Source organism: Actinomyces sp. ICM39 (assembly GCF_000282935.1).
Lineage (GTDB): Bacteria > Actinomycetota > Actinomycetes > Actinomycetales > Actinomycetaceae > Pauljensenia > Pauljensenia odontolytica_B.
On record NZ_ALCB01000059.1, the window covers coordinates 1 to 16,363 of the forward strand.

Annotated in this window: 15 protein-coding genes and 1 pseudogene; 3 read left to right on the top strand and 13 right to left on the bottom strand. The window is 64.9% G+C overall.

The window, feature by feature from the left end; genetic code table 11:
- Window positions 1-174: 174 nt before the first annotated feature.
- From HMPREF1137_RS03275 to HMPREF1137_RS03285, 3 genes and pseudogenes are all read right to left on the bottom strand, one after another.
- On the bottom strand, window positions 175-822 hold the full coding sequence (locus tag HMPREF1137_RS03275) for a DUF1269 domain-containing protein (protein WP_034496606.1): 648 nt from the start codon (window positions 820-822) through the stop codon (window positions 175-177).
- A gap of 174 nt (window positions 823-996) precedes the next feature.
- A pseudogene (locus tag HMPREF1137_RS03280) lies at window positions 997-1,539 on the bottom strand (hypothetical protein); the annotation flags it as partial.
- Window positions 1,540-1,669: 130 nt separating this feature from the next.
- Window positions 1,670-3,001 (bottom strand): C1 family peptidase, encoded by a 1,332-nt coding sequence (locus HMPREF1137_RS03285; RefSeq protein ID WP_007588898.1) that lies wholly within the window; start codon window positions 2,999-3,001, stop codon window positions 1,670-1,672.
- Between the two features lie 125 nt (window positions 3,002-3,126).
- Between HMPREF1137_RS03285 and HMPREF1137_RS03290 the strand changes: the two genes are divergently transcribed.
- Window positions 3,127-4,026: an aldose-1-epimerase gene (locus HMPREF1137_RS03290; protein WP_007588907.1), complete on the top strand. Its 900-nt coding sequence runs from the start codon at window positions 3,127-3,129 to the stop codon at window positions 4,024-4,026.
- Between the two features lie 6 nt (window positions 4,027-4,032).
- Here HMPREF1137_RS03290 and HMPREF1137_RS03295 read toward each other — a convergent pair whose 3' ends face one another.
- The 10 genes from HMPREF1137_RS03295 to HMPREF1137_RS03340 form a co-directional block, all read right to left on the bottom strand.
- A complete protein-coding gene (locus HMPREF1137_RS03295; RefSeq protein ID WP_007588913.1) occupies window positions 4,033-4,821 on the bottom strand; it encodes a 16S rRNA (uracil(1498)-N(3))-methyltransferase in 789 nt (262 codons plus the stop codon).
- 6 nt (window positions 4,822-4,827) lie between these two features.
- Complete coding sequence (dnaJ, locus tag HMPREF1137_RS03300; RefSeq protein ID WP_007588914.1) at window positions 4,828-5,946, bottom strand: molecular chaperone DnaJ; 1,119 nt, start codon at window positions 5,944-5,946, stop codon at window positions 4,828-4,830.
- Between the two features lie 51 nt (window positions 5,947-5,997).
- Window positions 5,998-7,041, bottom strand: a complete 1,044-nt coding sequence (gene hrcA / locus HMPREF1137_RS03305) for a heat-inducible transcriptional repressor HrcA (protein WP_007588894.1) — start codon at window positions 7,039-7,041, stop codon at window positions 5,998-6,000.
- A 130-nt stretch (window positions 7,042-7,171) separates the two neighbouring features.
- Window positions 7,172-7,966, bottom strand: coding sequence for a DUF3097 family protein (locus HMPREF1137_RS03310; RefSeq protein ID WP_007588905.1), 795 nt, complete (start codon window positions 7,964-7,966; stop codon window positions 7,172-7,174).
- Between the two features lie 133 nt (window positions 7,967-8,099).
- Complete coding sequence (locus HMPREF1137_RS03315; protein ID WP_007588902.1) at window positions 8,100-8,924, bottom strand: hypothetical protein; 825 nt, start codon at window positions 8,922-8,924, stop codon at window positions 8,100-8,102.
- Window positions 8,917-9,606 carry a SatD family protein gene (locus tag HMPREF1137_RS03320; RefSeq protein ID WP_007588918.1) on the bottom strand — a complete coding sequence of 230 codons (690 nt, stop codon included), beginning with the start codon at window positions 9,604-9,606 and terminating at the stop codon, window positions 8,917-8,919. The genes HMPREF1137_RS03315 and HMPREF1137_RS03320 overlap by 8 nt, the downstream gene beginning before the upstream one ends.
- Window positions 9,607-9,905: 299 nt before the next feature.
- Window positions 9,906-11,198, bottom strand: a complete 1,293-nt coding sequence (hemW, locus tag HMPREF1137_RS03325) for a radical SAM family heme chaperone HemW (protein ID WP_007588900.1) — start codon at window positions 11,196-11,198, stop codon at window positions 9,906-9,908.
- Between the two features lie 24 nt (window positions 11,199-11,222).
- Entirely contained in the window at window positions 11,223-12,008 is a 786-nt protein-coding gene (gene trmB, locus HMPREF1137_RS03330) for a tRNA (guanosine(46)-N7)-methyltransferase TrmB (RefSeq protein ID WP_196792943.1), read from the bottom strand.
- Window positions 12,009-12,061: 53 nt separating this feature from the next.
- On the bottom strand, window positions 12,062-13,948 hold the full coding sequence (gene lepA / locus HMPREF1137_RS03335; protein WP_231284008.1) for a translation elongation factor 4: 1,887 nt from the start codon (window positions 13,946-13,948) through the stop codon (window positions 12,062-12,064).
- Window positions 13,949-14,014: 66 nt separating this feature from the next.
- On the bottom strand, window positions 14,015-15,031 hold the full coding sequence (locus HMPREF1137_RS03340; protein WP_007588912.1) for a tetratricopeptide repeat-containing protein: 1,017 nt from the start codon (window positions 15,029-15,031) through the stop codon (window positions 14,015-14,017).
- Window positions 15,032-15,186: 155 nt separating this feature from the next.
- On the opposite strand from HMPREF1137_RS03340, the gene HMPREF1137_RS03345 reads away from it, so the two are divergent.
- Entirely contained in the window at window positions 15,187-15,849 is a 663-nt protein-coding gene (locus tag HMPREF1137_RS03345; RefSeq protein ID WP_007588896.1) for a type II toxin-antitoxin system PemK/MazF family toxin, read from the top strand.
- Window positions 15,850-16,058: 209 nt separating this feature from the next.
- Window positions 16,059-16,325, top strand: coding sequence for a 30S ribosomal protein S20 (gene rpsT / locus HMPREF1137_RS03350; protein ID WP_007588890.1), 267 nt, complete (start codon window positions 16,059-16,061; stop codon window positions 16,323-16,325).
- Window positions 16,326-16,363: the final 38 nt, after the last annotated feature.

Sequence of the window (16,363 nt, forward strand, 5' to 3'; positions counted from 1 at the left end):
TGTGGGAATTCATGACTACATAATGACAGGCCACGGCGCGGTGCCCTACGGGCGTCCACGCCGTGGCCAATTGTGACAACGGGACCGGGGTCTGGCAACGGCCTCTCAACCTCTGGCGGCGGTGCCCACCGCGTCGTCCAGAACCGGAATATCAATCCCGGACAACACACGCGTTCACTTGGCGTCGCCGTGGAAGAAACCGCTCACCTTCTCCTTCACACCAGCGACGAACGTCTCGTGTTTTTCCTTGAGGTCGGCGACGCGGTCTTTCCACGCCGTCTCCACCTCCTCCCGGCGCTGTTCGCGCAACGCCTTGCGGGCCGCTTCGTCCGCCGCCTCGATGGCTGCGGCTTCGGCCTCGATCTCAGAGATCGTCTCCTGCAGTGAACGGCGGATGACGGCGCCACCGAGACGCGCCACCTCGCCGTTGAGCAGCTCAACATTGTCCTCAGTGGTCTGAAGGACAACGACATTCGATCCCGGAACCATGCGCGAGGCCACCTCGGACAGCGCGAACTCGTGCGCATCCGCACGCGCCAGGTCTGCGGTGGATCCGGCGAGCGCGCCCACACCCCACCCCAGCAGCATGCCAATGGGGCCGGCCAGGGCGCCAATGACCAGACCAATCACCGAACCAGTTCCGAAGCCGAAAGAGGATGCGGAGTCACTGGCCTCAGGAATGGATACGTGCCCCGAATCGTCCACTTCGACGATCGCGCCGGACACGATGCCGAGTCGGTCGGCCTGGGCAGTCAACTTGGAGAACGCCTCGTAGGACTGCGCGGTTGTCGGGAAACTTGCGATTGCAATATAATCAGTCATTGTCTCTCCATTCTCGGGATTATGTGCAACGACCATTTCAGTCTAACTCCCCCTATGGCGATAACTCAATACTTCTCACTGAATCACGAAGTCCTCCCCGCGCCGTACCCGTCCCGTGCACGGCGCAAGGCGGGGGCCCCGTGTCAGGGGTAAGACGAGCCCCTCCCCCGCTTCGAACGCCTCGAGCCCGGCCAGGAGGCGTTCCTTGTCCTGGTCCGGCGCCCAGCTGATCTCGATCGAATTGCGCGCGATTCGCGCTAGGGCGGAGCAGTCCAATCCGAAGCGCTCGGCGAGGGCGAAGTAGTAGTCGGCGATGTAGCCACCGAAGTAAGCGGGGTCGTCGGAGTCCAGGCCCACGCCGATGAACATGTCCTTGTAGGGCAGCCAGCCTGCAGCGTCTCGAGGGCAGCCTGCGCGCTCACATCGCACAGGAAACACAGGATCAGGTCGACGAAAGGCCCGACTCGCGCGCCTCGACGACGGCGCGGTAGTAGCCGCGAATGACCGTCTCAATCGAAATGCCGCGCGAGGTGTGGGCCTGAGGTCGTTGAACTGGTAGGTGGCCTGAACCTCCTCAACGGTGCTTTGACCGATGTCGACGCCGTTCTTACGGGCGAGGGACAGCTTCAGATCGGGTTCGAGGGTGCCTTCCAGGTGCAGGTGCAGCTCGGCCTTGGGTAGGCCGAACGCAAAGTCGCGGGTCACGTCAGTGCTCATGTGACCTCCACAGATAACGGGGCGGGTATCGCGGAACAATTGTCCCACTCCACCCGCCCCGCGCTCACGGAGGCCATATTGCGAACGAGGACGATGCTCACGCCCCGCTGCGTGTGTCAGGCTACTGGGCTCAGGCCAGCGCCCCCATCGGGTCCCAGGCCGGCAGGTGCAGCGGTTCCTCGGTGATGACCGCGCGCAGCTCGGCGGGCAGGTCGTCCACGTGCACAGCCACCTCAAACACGTTGGCGTCGAACCAGACGGCGTCCATCGTGAAGAAGCCCTTCTCACCGGGCTCCTCGCCCCAGGAGTTCTCGACGCGGAAGCGGCGGGCGTTGCCCTCCTCGTCGATGTCGACACCCGTGAAGAGCATCGCGTGGTTCATCGCGGACTCGCCCGTGTTGACACGCTGCTCCTTCGAGGTGGAGAAGTCCACGCCGAAGAGGTTGTCGAAGTCGTAGAGGCCCTCGACGAACAGGCCGGAGGCGCGGTCGGACTGCTGGTCGCAGTCAGCGCCGAACCAGACGGCGCGGCCCGAGGCCAGGATGGAGGCCGTGATCTCACGGATCTGCTCGACGGGGGTGTTCACGTAGAGGATCGGCCGCCCGCCCACGACGTTGCCCATGTGGTCGACCGTCAGGGTGTGGCCCTTGGGGTGCTCGGCGCGCGGGTCATCGACGAGGCACACGTACTGCGTGAGGTCCACGTCCACGTAGCGCTCGTAGAACTCGCGCGGGGTGAGGACGCCGTCGCGGTGGAACTCGCCCTTGTCGTCGCGCCACTCCCACTCGAACGAGGCCGGGGGCTCGCCCAGGCAGATGACGAGGATCCGCCACACGTCGGCCAGCGCGGCCTCCTTGACCTCGAGGATCTCCTCCTCGGAGGCGCCGGCCTCGACGAGGGAACGCAGCTCGAGGGCGGTGCGGCGCAGGACGACCTTCAGGCGGGCGTTCATGGGGGCGGTGTGGCCGGAGGACTCGGTCTCGGGCATTGCGACCTTGGGGACGAGGCCGTGCTTGAGGTAGAGGGAGACCGCCATGTCCCACTGGCCGCCGTCGGAGAGGACATCGCCGAGCAGGAACTGCAGGAGGCGGCCGTCGAGTTCCTCGGTCTTCGCGGTGGCGATGACGTCAGTGAGGAAGAAGTTGGCACGCTCGAACTTGTCCCAGAACAGCACGTAATTCTGCGAGAACTCGAAGTCCTTGAGGCCCAGGCGGGTGCGCGCGGTCGAGCGCAGCAGGTTCAGGGAGGAGAAGAGCCAGCAGCGGCCGGACTTCTTCTGCGACGTCACCTTCCAGTCATCCACCTTGTGGGACACGACCGTGGGGGTGGCGACCACCTTGGCGCGGTCGAAGGCGACCGGCTCGACGCCGGCGTGGGCGACGGCGTTGCGTGCGACCGCGCGGGCGGAGTCTGAGGATGCGTGCAGGGAGGCGACGAATTCGTCGGTGATCTCGTGTGCCATGGGCCGAGGCGTTCCTTTCAATCGAGAGTCATTCTCTATAAGGATACGCGCCCACAGTGACCTAGACGACTCAAGTCCGTTTACAATTAGTGTTGTCTATGTTCAGTGATTGCGAAGGAGCATCAATGTTGGACCGGAGTGCATCGGGGCGCGAGATCGTTTTACAGGCCGGGGACTACGAGGCGCGGATCGTCACCGTCGGCGCCGGCTTGGCCGGGCTGCGCTACCGCGGACACGACCTGGTCGTCCCCCACGGCGTCAATGAGTGCCCCCCGGGCTACCTCGGCAAGGCGCTCATGCCGTGGCCGAACCGCGTGGCCGGAGGCTCCTACTCGTGGGAGGGCACGTCCTACAACCTCCCCGTCGATGAACCCACCTTTGGGACTGCGCTCCACGGTTTCGTCGCCTTCCAGGAGTGGGAGATCGCCGAGGCCGACGCCTCCTCGGTCCTCCTGCGCACCCTCATCGCGGCGCGCTACTCCTACCCGTGGACGCTGGCGGTTTCCGCCCGCTACAGCCTGGACGCGAATACGGGTCTGACCGTCGAGCTGTCGGCGACGAACATCGGAGAGGGCACCGCCCCCTACGGCGTCGGCTTCCACCCCTACCTGGCCGTCGACGGCATTCAGGCGGATGACTTGGAGCTCGAGAACCCCGCGTCGATCATCTACGAGGCCGACGCTTCCATGATCCCGGTCGCCGCACACGACGTGGCCTCCTTCGGGCTGGACTTCCACTCCCCCGCCATCATCGGCGCCTCCCGCCTGGATCATGCCTTCGCCGGCCTGCCCGAGGGCACCTGGGCCGTGACGCTGCGCGACCCCGCTTCTGGTGTGGGCGTGTCCCTGTCGTCTGACGCGCGCTGGCTACAGGTCTACTCGGCCGACTACATCGACCGCGTGGGCGTTGCCGTCGAGCCGATGAGCTGCCCGCCCAACGCCTTCAACTCGGGCACGGACGTGGTCGCCCTGGGCACGGGCGAGACCCACACGCTCAGCGCGCGGATCGCCGGCTTCGAGAGCTGACGAATCCTAGTATTTCCCCGCGGCGGCGCGGATCAGCGTCAGAGCAACCGCGCCGGCCGTGGACGAACGCAGGACGTTGTCTCCCAGCCCGATCGTGGAGGCACCCGCGTCCACCAGCTGCGCGGTCTCCTCGGCTCCGATGCCGCCCTCGGGCCCCACAACGAGGGCGATGCGTGCGGGAAGATCACCGTCCGCGGACGCTTCCTGGACCCGCGCGAGCGCGGCTCCGAGCGAATCCGTCGCCTCCTCGTGGCAGACGAAGGCCACCCCGGCCTCGTCCGTCAGAGAGACGACCCAAGCGGCCAGCTCACGACTGTCCTTGACGTCCTCAACAACCGGGACGTAGGCGCGGCGCGACTGCTTGGCGGCAGCGCGGGCAACGCCCTCCCACTTGGCGCGCCCCTTCTCGGCCTTCGGGCCCCTCCACTGCACAATCGCACGCTGGGAGGCCCACGGGATCACCCGGTCGATGCCGATCTCCGTACAGATTTCGACGGCGGCCTCGTCGCGCCCACCCTTGGCCAGCGCCTGAACGAGGATGACCTCGGGCTTCGGGGCATCCTCGCGCACGAGCTTGCGAACGACCAGGGACAGCGAAGACTTATCGCTCCCACTCACCTCGCAGGTCGCGCGCGCTCCCGCGCCATCAACGACGTCAACCCACTCCCCTGCGCCGATACGACGCACGGACGCAGCGTGACGTCCCTCGGCTCCCGCGAGGGTCGCAGCCTCTCCCACAGACAGAGCGTCGAGCGAGGGGGTCAGGTCCTCAGAGAGGAAAACGGGCAGCGTCACGGCGCATCACCCCATGAAAGTGTCGCGGATCTTTTCGAAGAACGAGGACTGCTGGCGATGCGGCTCCACGCGTACCTCGCCACGGGCCTTCGCGAGCTCCTCGAGTAGCTCGCGGGATTTGTCATCGAGCTTCTTGGGAATCTGAACATCGACGTGCACGTGCATGGAGCCGCGGCCCGAGCGCTGCAGGTGCCCGACACCCAGGCCTTCCAGGACGATATCGTCGTTGGGCTGGGTACCCGGGTTGATTGTCACGGTCTTCTTGCCGTCAAGGGTCTCGAGCTCAAACTCGGTTCCGAGTGCCGCCGTCGTCATCGGGATCGTGATCCACGTGTGCAGGTCGTCCCCGCGACGATCGAAGACCGGGTGCTTCTTTTCGCGGATCGACAGGTAGAGGTCACCGTTGGGGCCACCCCCCTGGCCGACCTCAGCCTCACCGCTCACGCGAATCTGGGTCCCCTCGCTGGCACCCGCGGGGATGTTGATGTTGAGGGTGCGGCGCGTGCGCACACGTCCCGCGCCCGAGCACTCCGCACAGGGCGTGGCGATCGTGTCGCCGTATCCCTGACAGGACGGACACGGCGCCTGCGTCTGCATGCGTCCAAAGAGCGAATTCTGGATCTGCGTCACGAAGCCCGAGCCGTGGCAGGTGGCGCACTGCGTGGGCGAGGTGCCCGGCTGGCACATCGAACCGTTACAGGCGTCGCACAGCACGTGGGTGTCGAAGGAGACCTCCTTGGCGGCGCCGAAGGCAGCGTCCTCCAGGGTGATATCGACGGTCACCTGCTTGTCCTTGCCGCGACGCACGCGCGAGGCGGGACCCTGCGCGGACGCGCCGAAGCCGCCGCTGAACATGGCTTCGAAGATGTCCGAGAATCCACCAAATCCGGCGCCCGCACCAGCTCCACCGCCGCGCAGCGCATCCGGGCCGCCGATGTCATACATCTGGCGTTTCTCGGGATCCGACAGAGTTTCGTAAGCGACGGACAGCTCCTTGAAGGCTTCCTCCGAGTCCGCGCCAGCGTAGTCCGGGTGCAGCTTACGCGCGAGCTTGCGGTAGGCCTTCTTGATCTCGTCCTGGCTGGCGTCACGGGCGACACCGAGAACCTCGTAGTAGTCTCTCACGGCTGCTCTTTCTTCTCGTGGGGTCTGTCAATCAAAGTCTGCGGGGCGGAACTAGCCGCCGTGCTGGGAGGCGAGGTAGCGCGACAGGTAGGCAGCCACCGCTCGCACCGAGCTCATGGTGCGCGCATAATCCATGCGCATGGGGCCGACGATGCCCAGGTGGGCGCTCCCGACACTCTCGTCAGCTCCGGCTCTGTAGGTGCCGGTGACGACAGCGGCCTCAGCAAGGCCATCGTGCGGGTTTTCCGCTCCGATACTCACGTGTACCTCGTCGCTCGGGTCCATCTCGGCGAAAAGACGCATGAGGACGACCTGCTCTTCAAGCGCATCCAGAACCGGGGCAATGTCATGGAAATCGAGGGCCCCGCGGGCGAGGTTTGCGGCACCCGCGACAACGATCTTTGACTCGCTCTGGCCACTCAACACATCAGTCAGGGCGGCGCCGACGGCGGCGACTGTGCCGACGATTTCGGGCCGGGCCGAGGCCGTGGCAGCATCGACGCAGGACTGCGCGGACGCGGAGGTCGCACCATCACAGTGCAATCGCAGATGTTCTCGCGCCTCGCGCAGCTGCCCTTCATCCAGCGCCGCGTGCAGGGTGAGGCTGCGCTCGCCGACCTCGCCGTCCGTGGTGATGACGACGACGAGGATGCGACCGGGAGCCAAACCGATGACCTCGAGGTGCTTGAGAACGCGCACGCGCGCCCCCGGGTACTGCACGAGTGCCACCTGATGAGTGACCTGGGCGAGCAGGCGTACGGAACGCTCCACGACGTCATCGATGTCGACGGACTCCGACAGGAACGTCTCGAGGGCGTGGCGCTCGGGCCCGCTCATGGGCTTGAGTTCGGCGAGGCGGTCAACGAACACGCGGTAGCCGCGGTCGGTGGGGACGCGCCCGGCGGAGGTGTGAGGCTGGTAGATGAGGCCGGCTTCCTCCAGCACCGCCATGTCATTGCGGATCGTCGCCGATGAGACGCCGAGGCCTCCGGCGGCGATGGCCTTGGAGCCGACGGGTTCACGGGTAGCCACGTACTGGGTGACGATGGCACGCAGGACATCAAGCCTGCGATTCTGTGCACTGTTGCGCGTCATGCCACCTCCTCCCGTTCTGGCACTCCTGCTTCCTGAGTGCCAATGCTACTCCTCGCAGGCAATCGGGGGCGACATGAGGGCCGCGCCAGGTGTGCGCCCTGCGCGAACCTCACACAGAAGCGCCGTCGTCCTACTGCGCCCAGGGCACGGTGACAAAGTCGATGAGTTCCTCGACCCGCCCCAGCAGCGCGGGTTCAAGGTCGCGGTAGGTACGCACAGTGGACAGTATCCGCTTCCACCCCAGGGCGATGTCGCGCTGGTCGGCGTGCGGCCACCCGAGAGCTTCGAGGGTCCCATGCTTAATGTCGATACCTCGCGGAACATCGGGCCACCGCTCGAGGCCAACGCGGGCGGGCTTGACGGCCTGCCAGATGTCAACGAACGGATGCCCGAGGACGAGAACCGCTCCCGGCCAGCGCGCCGACACGGCCTCGGCAATGCGAGACTCCTTCGATCCGGGCACCATGTGGTCGACGAGGATGCCCGCGCGCGCCGTATCGGTCGGCCCGAACACCTCCAGGATGGCCTCGAGATTATCGACTCCCTCAAGCAACTGAACGGCAATGCCCGCCTCGGCCAGGTCCTCGCCCCAGACATGCTGCACGAGCTCGGCGTCGTGACGCCCCTCCACCCATATGCGCGAGCGCTTTGCGACCTTGGGACCGCTCGAGGCAGGGGCAAACGAACCGGAGTTCGTGATACGCCGTCCCGATGCGCTGACTTGCGTGCTCGACGAGGCCTGGGCTGGAGCCGGGCTGGGAGGCAGCGCCTCGATGGGACGCCCCTCCAACCAGAAACCGGGACCCAAAGGGAAAGACCGACGAACGCCACGCCGATCCTCAAGCTCCACAAGGTGAATGCCGCCGGACTTCTCGACCCGCGTCACGGCTCCGACCCATCCGGAGGCAACGTCCTCGAGGACCATACCAATCTCAACGTGGACGGCCTGCGAGCGCGGACGCCTCGCCCCGGGCCCGTCACGATGCGGGTCGTGGGCGAAAATGTTGCGGCCGTAGGGGTCTGAGCTATTCACCCGGCATACTCTAGCGGCACGAGAATCAGTGCAGGCTCACGACACGAATGAGCATCGCCACGAGGGCGGCCAGAATCCACGAAGACACCGAGCCGATGAGGAACTCCTCAGCCTTTTCTCCCGTCGAATCCTGCGAGATTTCAGGGAAACGAATGACTCCCTTGGCAGCAACGACGGCAGCGATAGCAACCTCCGCGCCCGCGCCAGCCAAAACGATAATCAGAAGGCGCTCGAGCGGGCCGATCCAGCGCCCTCCGCGCAAAGCCGTCACTTCTTCCTCGTCCACCTCCACGCCCAGGACGGGCAGAGCGCCAGAGATCACGGAGGCTTCTACAACCTCCGATTCCTCCTCTCTATCGTCCCCTTCCTCGGGCGTTACGTCAGGCATCGCTGGAAGGACGGGCGCGTTAATCCACCCGGGCACCGGATCGGACGCACGGCCACGCGCACACTGCAGGATGGCGGTGATCAGGTGATTAACCGGTCCCGTTACCAGGAAGAGAACCGTAATAATGAGGTCGATGGGACGCCCGGAGCGCAGCGACAGCAGAGGGAAGTTCAGCGGGTCCAGGCTCAGAAGAGCAACAAAGCCGACGGATGCCAACGCCCAGCGAGCAAGAACACCGCGCGCCGACGGATCGACGAGGTCCCACGCAAACCACACGACCGCAAGAGTCGCGCCGATTGCGTTCGCAACGGCACTCACCCCCAGGATGAACCAGGAGTAGCAGATCACCGCAAGAAGCAGCGTCAGAAAGAGCGACAGGCGTCGCGACCAGCGGCGCGGGTCAGAAGTGAGAAGAACAGTTAGCTCCGAGGCGGCGATGCCCAGGAGAAGAACTTCATGCACGTGCGGCCTCCGCGATGATGAGTGAGGACTGGATCAACCCCGCCCCCGTGCCCCGGGCAAAGTCAGAAATAGCCTGCTGCGACAGCTTTTCTGCCCGAGCGATCTCCACCTGGGTCTTACCGAGCAGCAGCGCAGCCGTGATTCGACGATGACGCGCGGAAAGCTTGAGAATCGCGTGATCGCGCAGGCTCAGCAGCGCATTGATGCAGGTCTGGCAGGGGCGCGGGAACGCGGACTCGACCGAGGCGTGCGCCATGAACCAGGTGCGGATGAAGGGGTTCGAAGAATCCTGAACGTCGTGCGCACGGTTGATCGCAGCGCGAGCCGCCCACCACGCAGAACCATCCTGAAGCTGAGCGGACTCCGAGCCGCGCGAACGCGCGGGAGCCTGCCGATGAACACCCGACGAGAACTCTTCAATCCGACCCGCACCAATTCCAAAGCGAAGCTGGAGCTGCGGGGGAAGGAGGAGCTGCGCGCGCAGAGTGAGCAGCAGTGCATCCTCGAGCGTGTAGGCGACCGCCTGGAATTCATCACCGACCGTCGGATACGGAGCCTGCAGCAGCGCGAGGCCCTCACTCGCATCCCCAAGAGCGGCTTCATAGATTCTCTGGGCCTCTGCACGATTGGTCAGCGTACGAGAGCCCACGATGTCAGCAATGACAGCGTACCGAAGAGTCACAATACCACACTTTTCCTTGTATACGGCTCTTCACAAGCCCCCTCATGGAGGAACCCTGCAAATTACTCGGCTTCACATGACACATCAAGGCAAACATATTTCAACCATGATGTCAACAGTATTGCGACGTAATGCTAGCTTGTCACATAGCACACGCCGACCAACTGTCAAACAGCTAACAACCATTGCCGCAGTTATGCTTGTATCAATACAGTTACAAGTTACATCGCGGAACTGGCTATCTCAGAAGAGTGTTTACCACCAGATGCATATTCCGCTGCACGGGCGCCAACTTCTCGTCAGTAGCCCATGATTTCGCGGGTCACATAGTCCGCCAGCAGGCGTCCGCGAAGCGTGAGGACGACACGCCCAGACAGTGCCGCTGCCCCATCGATGAGTCCCTCGGCTATGAGCGCAGCAATGCGACCACCAGACGGCACGCCTGCCACGTCGGGCGCTGACAGACCCGGCAACCCCGTGATCGCGACCCCCTCAGAGGTGCGAACCCCGAGCATGACGCGCTCCAGTTCGCGCGCGTCCGCATCGAGGATCTCGCCAGCGTAGGCCGGCGACTGTCCAGCCCTCACGCGCCCCGCATAGGCCCCTGGATTCTTCACATTCCACCAGCGCGTACGTCCCATGTGGGAGTGAGCACCCGGCCCAAAGCCCCACCAGTCCCAGTCACGCCAGTAGGCGAGGTTGTGGGCAGAGGCATGTTCACAGTGGGTCGACGGCAGCCCCGAAGCATGGTCAGCCTCGGTTGCGCGCGCAAAGTTGGAGATCTCGTACCAGGCGTATCCGGCCTCGCCGAGGAGAGAGTCGGCGAGCTCGTACTTGGCGGCTTCGTCGTCGGGGTCGGGGGTCGGCAGTTCTCCCCTGGCCACCTGCGCCCCCATCTTCGTCCCCTCCTCGACAACGAGAGCGTATGCACTGATGTGATCGGTCTCGTACGACAGGGCGGCGCGCAGCGAGGTCTCCCAGTCAGCCAGACTCTCCCCTGGCGTCCCATAGATGAGGTCCACCGAGGTCGACAGGCCCGCCTCCTTTGCCCACTGGACAACGAGGGGGACTCGCTCGGGCGTATGAGTGCGATCCAGGGTCGCGAGAATCGCGGGCACGGCAGACTGCATGCCGAAAGACACTCGCGTAAATCCCGCATCCGCGAGCTGCGCGAGCCCGTCGCGCGTCACCGTGTCGGGATTCGCCTCGAGGGTCACTTCCGCTCCTGGGGCGATGCCGATGCGCTCGCGCAGGCCCGTCAGGATCTCGACGAGCTCGGTGGTATCCAGCATCGTCGGAGTGCCACCGCCAAAGAACACCGTACGAGCCTCGCGCGCGGGCAGCCCCGCCTCGGACATGACACGGGCCGCCAGGGAAGCCTCAGCGAGAACGGAGGGGGCGTAGTCCCCCACCTGTGCCCCTGGCCCGAAGCTGACCGTGTAGGTGTTGAAATCGCAGTACCCGCAGCGCACGCGACAAAAGGGCACGTGCACATAGAGAGACAGAGGGCGGCCGCGATCAGCCTCGACGAGGCCAGGGTCCAGCGAGCCGTCAGGCGACCAACGCTCACCCTCAGGCTGGGCGGGGCTCACGAGTGCGCTCCAGCCGTCACGATGTCAGCCACGGGGACGGCGAATGCCGACGATGTCGTGGGCATGACGGCCCGCATCGATGCCTCGGGTCTCGAAGTGGGTGACGACGCGGCCCTCGAAGCGCGGAGCGAATCCACCGCGCTCCGGCTGCGGATCCTCCGGATCCGGACGCTCTCCCACGTGCGGGTTCTCGAAGAGCTCGCACGCTTCGATAACGTCGCGCATCTGCCAGGCGTAGTCATCCCAGTCGGTAGCCAGGCGCCACACTCCCCCGTCGCGCAGCAGGCGCGCGACCTCGAGCGCAAAGGAATCGGAGACGAGGCGACGCTTGCGATGCCGAGCCTTACGCCACGGGTCAGGGAAGAACGTCCAGACCTCATCCAGGCACGCGTCCTCAAGCATGATCGGCAGCGCCTGGGCAGCGTCGGCCTCGATGACACGAATGTTGTCAACGCCGGCCTCGACTGCCTTGGAGACGAGCTTGGCGATGCCCGGAACCCAGACCTCGAGGGCCAGGAAGTTACGCTCGGGATGAGCGGCCGCCGCGGCGACAATCTGTTCACCCGTGCCCGAGCCAATCTCGAGGGTCACCGGTGCGCTGCGCCCGAAGAGCTCGGCCAGATCGAGCGTGAAATCCGGCGCGACCGTCGTGTAGCCGACGCCGCGACGCGGCTCCACCACGTAGCGGTGCGCGTGTGCTTCCCACGTGCGCGCGAGGTTCGCGGGCAGCTCGCGTGTGCGCCGCGTAAACGACTTCGTACGACTCATGAAGACCGTGCCCTCGGGGGCATCTCCCGGGCGACGGTCCATGCACTGGCCGACGTGAGCGTGAGCCTCCACGGCCTCGTTCACCTGTTCCCCGCTCACTTCTTGCCCGTCGGAACGTCGGAGGTCAGGGCGGCGATGAAGGCTTCCTGCGGCACGTCGACGCGGCCGATAGACTTCATGCGCTTCTTACCTTCCTTCTGCTTCTCGAGCAGCTTGCGCTTACGGCTGATGTCGCCGCCGTAGCACTTGGCGAGCATGTCCTTGCGCAGGGCCTTAATCGTCTCGCGAGCGATGACTCGCGCACCGACCGCGGCCTGCACCGGGATCTCAAACTGCTGGCGAGGGATAAGTTCCTTCAGGCGCTTCGTCATCCGCTGGCCGTAGTTGTAGGCACCATCGCGGTGAACAATCGCGCTGAACGCGTCGACACGGTCGCCGTTGAGCAAGATGTCGACCTTGACGAGGTCGGCGCTCTGCTCGCCGCTCTCCTGGTAGTCCAGGGAGGCGTAGCCACGCGTGCGGGACTTGAGCTGATCGAAGAAGTCGAAGACGATCTCAGCGAGGGGCAGCTGATAGTGCAGCTCCACGCGATCCTCGCTCAGGTAGTCCATGCCCTGCATCGAGCCGCGGCGCTCCTGGCACAGCTCCATGATGGTGCCCGTGAACTCGGTGGGCGTCAGGATGGTCGCGTTGACGACGGGCTCGCGCACCTCGGATATCTTTCCTTCGGGGAATTCGCTCGGGTTGTCGACGCGCACCTCGGTGCCATCCTCCGTCACGACGCGGTAGACGACGTTCGGAGCGGTCGCGATGAGGTCGAGGTTGAACTCGCGCTCCAGGCGCTCGCGGATGATCTCCAGGTGGAGCAGGCCGAGGAAGCCGCAGCGGAAGCCGAAGCCGAGGGCCGCGGAGGATTCGGGCTCGAAGGTCAGCGCCGCGTCGTTGAGCTGGAGGCGCTCGAGGGCGTCGCGCAGGTCCGGGAAGTCCGATCCGTCGACCGGGTAGATGCCGGAGAAGACCATCGGGTTCGGGTCTCGGTAGCCCTCGAGAGCCTCGGTTGCGCCGCGCACCTGGCTGGTGACGGTGTCGCCGACGCGGGACTGACGCACGTCCTTCACGCCCGTGATCAGGTATCCAACCTCGCCGGCGCCGATGCCCTCTTCGGGCTTCGGCTCGGGCGAGATGACGCCCAGCTCGAGGAGCTCGTGGGTGGCGCCCGTGGACATCATGCGCACGCGCTGACGGGTCGAGAGCACGCCGTCGACGACACGCACGTAGGTGACGACGCCGCGGTAGGTGTCGTACACGGAGTCGAAGATCATCGCTCGCGTCGGGGCGTCGGGGGTGCCCTCGGGGGCGGGCACGACCTCCACGATGCGGTCGAGGAGGTCCTCGACGCCTTCGCCTGTCTTGCCGGAAACCTTGAGGACCTCGCTCTCGTCGCAGCCGATCAGCTGGGCAACCTCGTGCGCATACTTCTCGGGCTGGGCGCCCGGCAGGTCGATCTTGTTGAGGACCGGAATGATCGCGAGGTCGTTCTCGAGGGCCAGGTACAGGTTCGCGAGCGTCTGGGCCTCAATGCCCTGCGCGGCGTCGATGAGCAGGACCGCACCCTCGCACGCGGCCAGGGAACGGGAGACCTCGTACGTGAAGTCCACGTGACCGGGCGTGTCGATCATGTTGAGCGCGTAGGGGGTACCCTCGTGTGCCCACGGCATGCGCACCGCCTGGCTCTTGATCGTGATGCCGCGCTCGCGCTCGATGTCCATACGATCGAGGTACTGGTCGCGCATCTCGCGCGCTTCGACAACTCCGGTCAGCTGGAGCATGCGATCCGCGAGCGTCGACTTCCCATGATCGATATGGGCGATGATGCAGAAGTTACGGATCTGCCCCTGCGGGGTATGGGCCGGGCGAATCTGCGCCTGCTGCGCGGGCGTGGGGATGGGCACGTGAACCTCCGTGAAGTCGTTAACCTCCATATCGTCCCATTGTCGTAGGCCTTTGTGCCAGTTCAGGCGCGGGAAGTCGCGCACAGTGGCCGCGCGTCACACCGTGTCACCATCGCCCATCTCGGCCTGCGCGATAATGGAGACGGCCTCCGTGAAGTCGCAGTCCTCCCAGTCGTCGGGGTGATCGTCACGAAGTTTACGTGCGATCCTCTCTGCACGTTCGTCATCCCCACGCATGGTGGCCAGGGTAAGCAAGATGGTGCGAATGCGCGCCGTGAGGGGGTCGCGATCTCCCAGGTATCGACGGCAATCCTCGGCCAAGACAGTCCACAGGTCCTCACCTGCCTCCCGATCCCCTCCCATCCACGTATTGCGCGCAATTTCGTTTCGCAGGCGCAGCACCCGCCAATCGCCGCGTTCGGCGACCGTCAGCAACACATCCATGTTGTGCTCGTAGAGCTGGATAGCTTCGTCGTACTGGCGGTCCGCGGAGAGAACCTCAGCAAGGTTGTCGCGAACGGTCAGCAGCGTCATGTCGGCCTCATCCATGGCGCCTTCCATGTCTGCGAGAAGCTCACGATAGACGCGCGCAGCCCTGTTCCACTTACCCGTGTTTTTCCACGGCATTGCAGAATTGTTACGGATGGCGAATGCGATCTGATGGTCGAGGCCCGGGCAGGCTTTCACGTCGGCGACCAGAGCAGAAAAACGCCGAGCTGCCATGTCGTTGAAGCCCAGAACCGAGAGCCAGTAGGCCTCGGAGTTACGGAGCATCAGGACGAGGGGGTGGTCACGTTCCAGCTCTCTGGAACCAAGCCGGGCAGCTTCCCCCGCCGCGCGGCGGCATCGGTCATACGAGCCCAGGGCGGCATACCAGTCGATGCGCAGTTTTCCCGCCTCGAGACGAAGCTCAATCGAGACCTCCTGGTCGTCATATACCTGCTCCGCGCGTTCGATAGCTTTCTCCAGTCCTCCGCCAGAAGCACATCGCACCGCGTCCATCAGGCGGGAGCGAGCGGCGTCATCGGGTGAACCGGGGGCGACAGCGCACCTCCCAAACGCATCGAGAGAGACCTTCGGACCATGGATCGTTGCAGTGGACATCGTCGTCACCTTTCTTCATTGAGAGCTCATCTGCGAACACATCCAGAATGAAACTAACGATGTCGCACTGTCATCCATAACGACAATCCCTGTGGATAACCCGCCCTCCCACAGAGCCCCTGTGGATAAAACTAAAGGGGCTACCCCTGCCGTATGCTGGTGCCATGAATTCATTCATCAGGGGCCTCATCAATTTCCTCCTCGGCGTTATTTCTGGCGCCGCAGAGGAGGCACAGTCGAACGCCTCCAAGCCGAGCCAGCGTCAGCCGAGTAGCAAGCCGACGTCGTCTACCAGCAAGCCGAAGTCTTCGACTCCCAAGCCTCGCTCATCCTCGTCATCTCGGCCGAACTCCGGTTCCCACCATCACTACGAGGACCCGGCGACTTCCAATCGCCCCCAGACCTCGATCCGCGAAGCGAGCATCGCGGATGCACTCGCCCACGCCTCGTACACGCCCGTCATGGACGGCGACGCGGATCCCGGCGAGGTCGTGTGGACCTGGGTGCCCTACCAGGAGGATTCCTCCGTCGGCAAGGATCGCCCGGCCGTCGTCATCGGCGCACAGGGTGAGGGCGTGTACCTCCTGCAGCTGACCAGCAAGGACCACACGCGCGACGCCGCCCAGGAGGCCGCCGCCGGACGCTACTGGCTTGACATTGGCGCGGGCGACTGGGACTCGAAGGGCCGTCCCTCCGAGGTGCGCCTCGACTGGGCCCTGTGGGTCAAGGCCACCGACGTGCGCCGCGAAGGCTCGATCCTGCCCAAGGCAACCTGGCAGCTCATCGTCGACGCCCTCGAGGAGCACTACCGCACTCACGGCGACTGACGCTTACACGTGACCGACCTTACGAGGCGCGAAAGCGCTGAGGGATATGACGAAAAGCCCCTGCCCTGGTATGATCGGTCGTTGGACTCCCGGCCTGGTCGGGCAGGGGGTCTGGTTAGGACCGTTTGCGGGTGTCCCCACGCCTAAGTCCCGGTCTTGACACAGCCCTCACCGACCCTGTCAGACATACATCAAGGAGAAATCCGACTGTGGCAAACATTAAGTCCCAGAAGAAGCGCATCCTCACCAACGAGAAGCGCCGCGTTCGTAACCAGTCCGTGAAGTCCGAGCTGAAGACCCTGGTCCGTCAGACCCGCGAGGCCGTTGAGGCCGGCGACAAGGACAAGGCTCTCGCCGCTCTGCGTATCGCTTCGCGCAAGCTGGACGTCGCCGTTTCCAAGGGCGTCATCCACAAGAACCAGGCCGCGAACCGCAAGTCGAAGCTTGCTCGTCGCGTCGCCTCGATCGCTGACTGATCAAACGCACGTTTGACATGAAGCGGGCCGCCCAACGG

What these genes read in the sequence shown, in the direction of transcription:
- hrcA (WP_007588894.1), bottom strand. Translation starts at nt 7,041, where the DNA reads ATGACGCGCAACAGTGCACAGAATCGCAGGCTTGATGTCCTGCGTGCC.
- HMPREF1137_RS03310 (WP_007588905.1), bottom strand. Translation starts at nt 7,966, where the DNA reads ATGGTCCTCGAGGACGTTGCCTCCGGATGGGTCGGAGCCGTGACGCGG.
- trmB (WP_196792943.1), bottom strand. Translation starts at nt 12,008, where the DNA reads ATGGACCGTCGCCCGGGAGATGCCCCCGAGGGCACGGTCTTCATGAGT.
- HMPREF1137_RS03285 (WP_007588898.1), bottom strand. Translation starts at nt 3,001, where the DNA reads ATGGCACACGAGATCACCGACGAATTCGTCGCCTCCCTGCACGCATCC.
- HMPREF1137_RS03290 (WP_007588907.1), top strand. Translation starts at nt 3,127, where the DNA reads ATGTTGGACCGGAGTGCATCGGGGCGCGAGATCGTTTTACAGGCCGGG.
- HMPREF1137_RS03345 (WP_007588896.1), top strand. Translation starts at nt 15,187, where the DNA reads ATGAATTCATTCATCAGGGGCCTCATCAATTTCCTCCTCGGCGTTATT.
- HMPREF1137_RS03275 (WP_034496606.1), bottom strand. Translation starts at nt 822, where the DNA reads ATGACTGATTATATTGCAATCGCAAGTTTCCCGACAACCGCGCAGTCC.
- lepA (WP_231284008.1), bottom strand. Translation starts at nt 13,948, where the DNA reads ATGGAGGTTAACGACTTCACGGAGGTTCACGTGCCCATCCCCACGCCC.